This window comes from Qipengyuania sp. (assembly GCF_042095715.1).
Taxonomy (GTDB): Bacteria; Pseudomonadota; Alphaproteobacteria; order Sphingomonadales; family Sphingomonadaceae; genus Qipengyuania.
The window spans coordinates 1-6,980 of record NZ_JBELMO010000103.1; the positions used below are offsets into that span (position 1 = coordinate 1).

The following is a 6,980-nucleotide window of genomic DNA, read 5'->3' on the forward strand; positions in this document are numbered from 1 at the left end:
ACCTGTTGTCCGGCATGACCGATCCAGCCGAACGCGCGCTGATCGTGTCCGCCATGCCGATCGGTTTCAACGTGCAGCGCAGCCCCGATGGCAAATCGGGCGAATTCGCGTGGATGCCCCCCTGCACCAGCGCGGATCAGGCGGGCTGTCTGGTGAGCTATGTCACATTCCGGGCCGATGCCCCGCCCCCGGCGCAGTCCCGGTTCGGCCGTGCCACCACCCCGGGAATGGAGGTGGTCTGCGTCAATCCGGCGGCCCTGATGGGCCATGCCGACCAGGCGAACGCGATCTTTACCACCAGCGGTTCGAGTGGTTCGGGCAAGCAGCCGGACTGGGTCATGGGCAAGGCCCAGCCCACCACCAACTTCGTATCGCCCCCCGGCCTGATCGCAACCCAATGCGTGAAGCAGGGCGGCGCGAGCTATCTGGCGATGACCGTCAATGCCGATCCGAACGACCCGCGCGCCGACGATGTCGCCGGCGATGTCATGATCGCCGGGCAAAGGCTTCCCGACTGGGGGCTGCATCTCATCGACATGCCCAGCACCATGGGCGATCTGGTGGCGCTCACCGCGCGGCAATATGCCGCTTGGGAGCGGGCGCGGCGCTGATGGCCGGCTTGGCCCTTGCCCCTGCGCGAGGGCCGGCCTAACCGCCGGGGCATGACCACACATTCACGAACCGCCACGCTGATGCGCCGCGGGAGCGACTTTCTGGGCAGTGAGACCGCGATCCTGTGCGGCGCGATGAGCTGGGTGTCGGAACGCAATCTGGTATCCGCGATCAGCAACGCAGGCGGCTTCGGTGTGATTGCCTGCGGAGCGATGACCCCCGATCTTCTCGACACGGAGATCGCCGCGACGCGAGAGATGACGGACAAGCCTTTCGGCGTGAACCTCATCACCATGCATCCGCAGCTGTTCGATCTGATCGAAGTCTGCGCGAAGCACGATGTCGGTCATGTCGTGCTGGCGGGCGGCATCCCGCCCAAGGGCAGCGTGGAAGCTATCAAGAACGGCGGCGCCAGGGTGATCTGCTTCGCGCCCACGCTGGCGCTGGCGAAGAAGCTGCTGCGCTCGGGTGCAGATGCGCTGGTGATCGAAGGGATGGAGGCGGGCGGCCATATCGGCCCGGTTTCCACCAGCGTATTGGCGCAGGAAATGCTGCCCGCGCTGGCGGCGGACCACCTCGTGTTCGTGGCCGGCGGCATCGGCCGCGGGGAAGCGATGGCGGGCTATCTTGAGATGGGCGCGTGCGGGGTGCAGCTCGGCACCCGTTTCGCCTGTGCCACCGAAAGCATCGCCCATCCCGCCTTCAAGAAGGCCTTCTTCCGCGCCAGCGCGCGCGATGCCGTGGCCAGCGTGCAGCTCGACCCGCGCCTGCCGGTGATTCCGGTGCGCGCCCTCAGGAACAAGGGCACCGAGCACTTCACCGCCACCCAGCGCGAGGTCATGGGCCGCCTGGACCGCGAGGAGGTGGCGATGGCGGAGGCGCAGCTTCAGATCGAACATTACTGGGCGGGTGCGCTGCGCCGCGCCGTCGTCGACGGCGATATCGAGAACGGGAGCCTGATGGCGGGCCAATCCGTCGGCATGGTGACCGAGGAAGAACCCGTGGCCGAGATCATCGCGCGCCTCATGAGCGAAAGCGAAGCGGCGCTCGCACGCCGGTGAGCGGACCGCTCGTCCTGACGCTGTCCTGCGCCGACAGACCGGGCATCACCGCCCGCGTAGCCGGCCTGGTGTTCCAGACGGGCGGCAACATCCTCGAAGCGCAGCAGTTCAACGACCGCGAGGCCGATGCCTTTTTTATGCGCGTGGAATTCGATCCGGGCGAAGCGGACCGGGCGGATTTTGCGCGGCAGCTGGAGCCTCTCGCTCGGGAGCTTGCGATGGAGTGGCGGCTCGACGAGCGGGATCGGCCGCGCCGCACGCTGTTGATGGTCAGCAAGTTCGATCACTGCCTGGCCGATCTGCTCTACCGCTGGCGGGTGGGCGAACTGGCCATGAACCCGGTGGCGATCGTCTCCAACCACGGGCGCGAGTGGCTCACGCATGTGCCGATCGGCGATATTCCCTTTCATCATCTTCCGGTGACACGGGAAACCAAGAGCGAGCAGGAAGCCGCAGTGCGCGCGCTGGCGGAGGAAACCGGGGCCGAACTCGTCGTGCTCGCGCGCTATATGCAGATCCTGAGCGACGAGCAGGCGGCATATTTTTCCGGGCGCTGCATCAATATTCACCACAGCTTCCTGCCTGGCTTCAAAGGCGCGCAGCCCTATCACCAGGCCCATGCGCGCGGCGTCAAGATGATCGGCGCGACCGCGCATTACGTGACCGCCGATCTCGATGAAGGGCCGATCATCCATCAGGCCGCGGAACCCATCACCCACGCGGACACGCCCGAGGCGATGATCCGGAAGGGGCGGGACATCGAGAACCGGGTGCTGGCGGAAGCGGTGCGGCTGCATCTGGCAGATCGGGTTCTGCTCAGCGCCGGCAAGACGATCGTGTTCTCAGGCTAGAAGCCGCTTGGGGAAAAGACGCGGAGGCGAAGGCGCTGCTGGCGCCATTCGCCGCGTTACCCGGCAGCCAGAGCCGCTGCCGGGCACTCGTCGTTACGGGAACAAGAGCGTTCGTTACCAGTTTGATTTTGCGAACCTGTTGGGGGTTAGAACGCCGAGGCGAATACCATGTTGTTCCGCATCGATTTCGAAATCGGGATCTATCCCGACCGCATCCAGGTGAGCGACCGGCGCTCCGGTCGGTTCGTGGATTTTCGCGCGGAAGTTCCGTTTTCGGCGCAGGACAGGCTGATCGCCGATCCGGTGTATTTCGAAAATGCGCTGGCCAAGGCCCTTCGCAAGCTGATGAGCGGCGGGTTTATCCTGCTGGATGCACGGGCGAATGTCTTGCCCGCCAGCCTGGCCGAGCAGGACCGGCAGGTCGTGCGCAGCGCCCTGCGCAACATCGGCTTCAAACGGATCGCCTTCGACGAGACCGAGGACGAGCAGGCACCGCCCCGATTGCCCAGCTCCTTTGCCTCGCTGTTTTGAACCAGCGTCGGCGGGCAGCACCCTTCCGCCCCGGGCCCGGGCAGAGTCCCTGATCGACTGACACTGCGAACCGGCCCGACCTTGTGGTAACCCACGCCCGAGACCAGATCATAAAGCCCGCAACCAGGGAGAAATCATCATGTGCAGCGAATCGGAATTGAAGGAATGGGGCCGGAAGCAGAGCCTCACGCGGCGTCAGTTCGGTGCCGCGGGTGCCATGGGCGCCGTGGCGGCCTGCACCCCGATGGCGGGCCAGAGCACCCCGGCGGCGGCGGGCGGTGAAATAACCATGCGCGGTGTGGAATTCGCCGCCCCCGCCGGGACGCTGGATGGGGAATTTTATTACCGCGAGGGGACCAGGGCGCCCGGCGTGGTGTTCTGGCCCGATATCGCGGGCATTCGCCCTGCCAAGCGGCAGATGGCGCGCCGTTTGGCCGAGGCGGGCTATGCCGTCCTGCTGGCCAATCCATATTACCGAGACGTGAAGGGCCAGCAGTTCGAGGATTTCGCCGCCTTTGCATCGGGCGGCGGCTTTCAGAAGGTGTCGCCCTGGCGCGGCCGGTTCGATAGCGAGACGATCATGATGGATCAGCGCGCCGCGGCGGACTGGCTGATGCAACAGGACGCCGTGGCAAAGGATCGCGGCCTTGGCACTCAGGGCTATTGCATGACCGGCAGCTTCGCGCTGATCGGGCCGGCTGCCGCGCCCCAGATGCGCGCCGGCTGCAGCTTCCACGGCGGCGGGCTGGTTACGGATAAGCCCGGCAGTCCGCACCGGCAGTTCCAGTCGGGCAAGCACTACCTTGTCGCCATCGCCAAGAACGACGATGCGAAGGCACCGGGGGACAAGACCGCCCTCAGGGAAGCTGCGCAGGCAGCCGGTGCGATTGCGGAGATCGAGGTGTACCCTGCGGACCATGGCTGGTGCGTACCCGACAGCCCGAGTTACGATGAGGCTGCGGCGGAACGCGCCTGGGCGCGGATGCTGGAAACTTACAAGGCGGCGCTTTAGAATCCTATTTGCTGTCCTACACGCGACCTGTTTGCTAAACAGGGCTGATGGAAGGCCTCGATGCGTCACAGCGAACCGGTGTAGGAGCCTCATCGGCTGCTCACGAGCTAGCGTGTTGCAATCGAACGATTTTTCGTTCTCAGCGAAGCCCGCGTTGGCCTGAACTTAGTGTGAACTTCCGCGCCGGACAGCCGTGCCGGACATGGGGAGAGGAATAGAGATGGGCGGCACGATTTTCGCACTGGTTCTGCTGGCGGTGCTGGTGATCTTCCTGATGTCCGCCGTGAAGGTGGTGCGTCAGGGCTACGTCTATACGATCGAGCGCTTCGGCAAATTCACCAAACATGCCGAACCGGGCCTACACATCATCACCCCCTTCATCGACCGGGTCGGGCAGAAGGTGAACATGATGGAACAGGTGCTCGATATTCCGGGCCAGGAAATCATCACTGCCGACAACGCGATGGTCGGCGTGGACGCGGTGGTGTTCTTCCAGGTGCTGGACGCGGGGAAGGCGGCCTACGAGGTCAGCAATCTGTTCCAGGCGATCATGGCGCTGACCACCACCAATCTGCGCACGGTGATGGGATCAATGGATCTGGACGAGACGCTGTCGAAGCGGGACGAGATCAACGCACGCCTGCTGAGTGTGGTGGATCACGCGACCTCCCCCTGGGGCGTCAAGATCACGCGGGTGGAGATCAAGGACATCCGCCCGCCCATCGACATTTCCGAAGCCATGGCCCGGCAGATGAAGGCGGAACGGCTCAAGCGCGCCGAAATTCTGGAGGCCGAAGGCGACCGGCAGAGCCGGATCCTGCGCGCCGAGGGCGAGAAGCAGAGCGCGATCCTGAAGGCGGAAGGCGCCCGTGAAAGCGCCTTCCGCACCGCCGAGGCACGCGAGCGCGAAGCGGAGGCGGAAGCGCGCGCCACCGAGGCGGTCAGCCAGGCGATCGCGCAATCGGGCAGCATGGCCATCAATTACTTCGTGGCGCAGGAATACACCCGTGCGCTGGGCAAGTTCGCCGACAGCCCCAATGCCAAGACCATCCTGTTCCCGGTCGAAGCCACCCAGATCATCGGATCGCTCGGCGGCATCGGCGAGCTGGTGAAGGAGACCTTCGGCGATTCGAGCCGGAACGTGACCACCCCTGCCCCATCCGGAACCCCGCTGACGCAGGACCGCGAGCGCGAACCCGTGCCGCGGGTGCGCGGATCGGGCGTTCCGCGCTCGGGCGATCAGCGGTGATGCGGCGCTGAGCGATGGACGGGATCGAACCCTATTGGTGGTGGTTCGCCGCGGGCCTCGCGCTCGCCGGTCTGGAGATGCTGGTGCCGGGGGTCTATCTGGTCTGGCTGGCGCTGGCCGCGCTTGCCACCGGCGTGCTGGTGCTGGCCGGAGATCCGCCGTTCCTGCTGCAGATCGTCAACTTCGTCTTTCTGTCGCTCATCTTCGCCTACTCTGCGCGCCGATGGGTCCGCGAGAAGCCCATCGAATCGAGCGATCCGCTTCTCAACAATCGGGCTGGCCGGCTGGTGGGCAGCACCGCCGTGGTCACGACCCCGCTGGAAGGCGGCCAGGGCCGGGTGCGCGTGGGCGATGGGGAATGGATGGCGAGCGGGCCGGATTCGCCGGAAGGCGCGCGTGTGCGCATTTCCGGGCACATCGGCGGGGTGCTGAGCGTGGAGCCGCTCGAACTACCGCCTCCAGCCTGAAACGAGGGGCCTTGAGGCGGCTCCTGGGCCTTAGTAGCTGAGCCGTTCGCCGAAGCGGCCGTTCTTGCGGTACCGGGTCATCCAGTCATCGAGAAACAGGCCCAGGGGCTTGGGCTCGATCCCGAAGGCCTTGACCCCCCCCTTTCCCGATGCGGGGACATTGCCCGCCTTCAGCAGGCCCCATTGGTCGGAGTTCATGGGCGTGCCCGGTAGCTTGGCAAACAAGCCGCCGAGCTCGTCCGGCACGGGGAAGAAACTGCGGTCGCGGTGCTGGGCCCTGGCGATGCGGCGATTGAGTTCCAGCATGGTCATCACCTCGGGTCCGCCGACCTCGTAGGTGTTGCCCCCGAAGGTGCCCGGTGCCTCCAGCGCCCGCACCGCCGCTTCCGCCACGTCGGCGACATAAGTCGGCGCAACCTGCGCCTGCGGCGCGAACACCGGCATCACCGGCAAGCGGGCGATCAGCGGGGCGAACAGGTCGGTCACGCCGCCACCCTGGCCGAACAGCAGCGAAGGGCGGATGATCGTGGCGGCCGGGAAGCCGGCCAGCACGCGCTCTTCGCCAAGCAGCTTCGCCTCGGCATAGCGGTTGCCGTCGTGCTGCTCGGGTACGATCGCACTGACATGCACGAAAGCGGCCGCCCCGTTGCTCGCCAGCGCCTCCGCCATCCAGCCCGGCGCCTCTCCCATCAAGCGCCTGAGGTTGCCCGAGAACGCGCCCACCAGGTTCACCGCCGCATCCGCTCCGGTCATCACGCGCTGGACCGCCGCCTTATCGGTCGCATCGGCGCGAACCACCTGGATCTGGCCGAGATTGGCGAGCGGCTTGAGCTTGAACGCCTTCTCCGGATGGCGCGAGGCGATACGCAACCGCGCTCCGCGCTTCAGCAGCGCCTGCGCGACCTGCGAGCCCAGAAAGCCGCTGCCGCCCATGAGCACCACCAGTTTGCCATTCAGCGCCTTGGAAACTGCCATCGTCGTGATCTTTCAGCCTTGGGGTTTTCGAACTGGTCCGCCCTTGCCCGATGCGCCGCCCCCCCGCAAGGCATCGCGCATCGCAAAGGCGATTGACAGCCTGCCCATCGCTTCGCTAGTGGCCCGCCCCTACCCGCGACGCCAGAAACAAGTCTGGCTCATCGCATGTGCCCAGATGGCGGAATTGGTAGACGCACCGTCTTCAGGTGGCGGCGCTCGCAA

At 65.9% G+C, this 6,980-nt stretch carries 9 protein-coding genes; 8 read left to right on the plus strand and 1 reads right to left on the minus strand.

Translation table 11 applies throughout. The features are described 5' to 3' along the window. The 7 genes from ACFDTG_RS15535 to ACFDTG_RS15565 form a co-directional block, all read left to right on the plus strand. Positions 1 to 611: DUF3089 domain-containing protein (locus ACFDTG_RS15535; RefSeq protein ID WP_375291871.1), on the plus strand; the 611-nt coding region annotated here is incomplete at its 5' end. A gap of 51 nt (positions 612 to 662) precedes the next feature. Next, positions 663 to 1,673, plus strand: coding sequence for an NAD(P)H-dependent flavin oxidoreductase (locus tag ACFDTG_RS15540; protein ID WP_375291872.1), 1,011 nt, complete (start codon positions 663 to 665; stop codon positions 1,671 to 1,673). Then, on the plus strand, positions 1,670 to 2,524 hold the full coding sequence (gene purU / locus ACFDTG_RS15545; protein WP_375291873.1) for a formyltetrahydrofolate deformylase: 855 nt from the start codon (positions 1,670 to 1,672) through the stop codon (positions 2,522 to 2,524). The genes ACFDTG_RS15540 and purU overlap by 4 nt, the downstream gene beginning before the upstream one ends. A 168-nt stretch (positions 2,525 to 2,692) precedes the next feature. Beyond that, positions 2,693 to 3,055 (plus strand): hypothetical protein, encoded by a 363-nt coding sequence (locus ACFDTG_RS15550; protein WP_375291874.1) that lies wholly within the window; start codon positions 2,693 to 2,695, stop codon positions 3,053 to 3,055. 139 nt (positions 3,056 to 3,194) lie between these two features. Continuing rightward, positions 3,195 to 4,067: a dienelactone hydrolase family protein gene (locus tag ACFDTG_RS15555; RefSeq protein ID WP_375291875.1), complete on the plus strand. Its 873-nt coding sequence runs from the start codon at positions 3,195 to 3,197 to the stop codon at positions 4,065 to 4,067. 220 nt (positions 4,068 to 4,287) lie between these two features. Continuing rightward, positions 4,288 to 5,316: an SPFH domain-containing protein gene (locus ACFDTG_RS15560; RefSeq protein ID WP_375291876.1), complete on the plus strand. Its 1,029-nt coding sequence runs from the start codon at positions 4,288 to 4,290 to the stop codon at positions 5,314 to 5,316. Between the two features lie 14 nt (positions 5,317 to 5,330). Next, positions 5,331 to 5,783, plus strand: a complete 453-nt coding sequence (locus ACFDTG_RS15565; RefSeq protein WP_375291877.1) for an NfeD family protein — start codon at positions 5,331 to 5,333, stop codon at positions 5,781 to 5,783. Positions 5,784 to 5,813: 30 nt separating this feature from the next. Here the strand turns inward: ACFDTG_RS15565 and ACFDTG_RS15570 are convergent, their stop codons facing one another. Next, positions 5,814 to 6,758 (minus strand): complex I NDUFA9 subunit family protein, encoded by a 945-nt coding sequence (locus ACFDTG_RS15570; RefSeq protein WP_375291878.1) that lies wholly within the window; start codon positions 6,756 to 6,758, stop codon positions 5,814 to 5,816. On the opposite strand from ACFDTG_RS15570, the gene ACFDTG_RS15575 reads away from it, so the two are divergent. Next, a partial coding sequence (locus ACFDTG_RS15575) for a hypothetical protein (RefSeq protein WP_375291879.1) occupies positions 6,745 to 6,980 on the plus strand: 236 nt, incomplete at its 3' end. The two genes, ACFDTG_RS15570 and ACFDTG_RS15575, sit on opposite strands and share 14 nt — an antisense overlap.

Excerpts from the sequence above, each read along its gene's own strand:
- ACFDTG_RS15540 (WP_375291872.1), top strand. The coding sequence starts at position 663 with ATGACCACACATTCACGAACCGCCACGCTGATGCGCCGCGGGAGCGAC.
- ACFDTG_RS15550 (WP_375291874.1), top strand. The coding sequence starts at position 2,693 with ATGTTGTTCCGCATCGATTTCGAAATCGGGATCTATCCCGACCGCATC.
- ACFDTG_RS15555 (WP_375291875.1), top strand. The coding sequence starts at position 3,195 with ATGTGCAGCGAATCGGAATTGAAGGAATGGGGCCGGAAGCAGAGCCTC.
- ACFDTG_RS15560 (WP_375291876.1), top strand. The coding sequence starts at position 4,288 with ATGGGCGGCACGATTTTCGCACTGGTTCTGCTGGCGGTGCTGGTGATC.
- ACFDTG_RS15565 (WP_375291877.1), top strand. The coding sequence starts at position 5,331 with ATGGACGGGATCGAACCCTATTGGTGGTGGTTCGCCGCGGGCCTCGCG.
- ACFDTG_RS15570 (WP_375291878.1), bottom strand. The coding sequence starts at position 6,758 with ATGGCAGTTTCCAAGGCGCTGAATGGCAAACTGGTGGTGCTCATGGGC.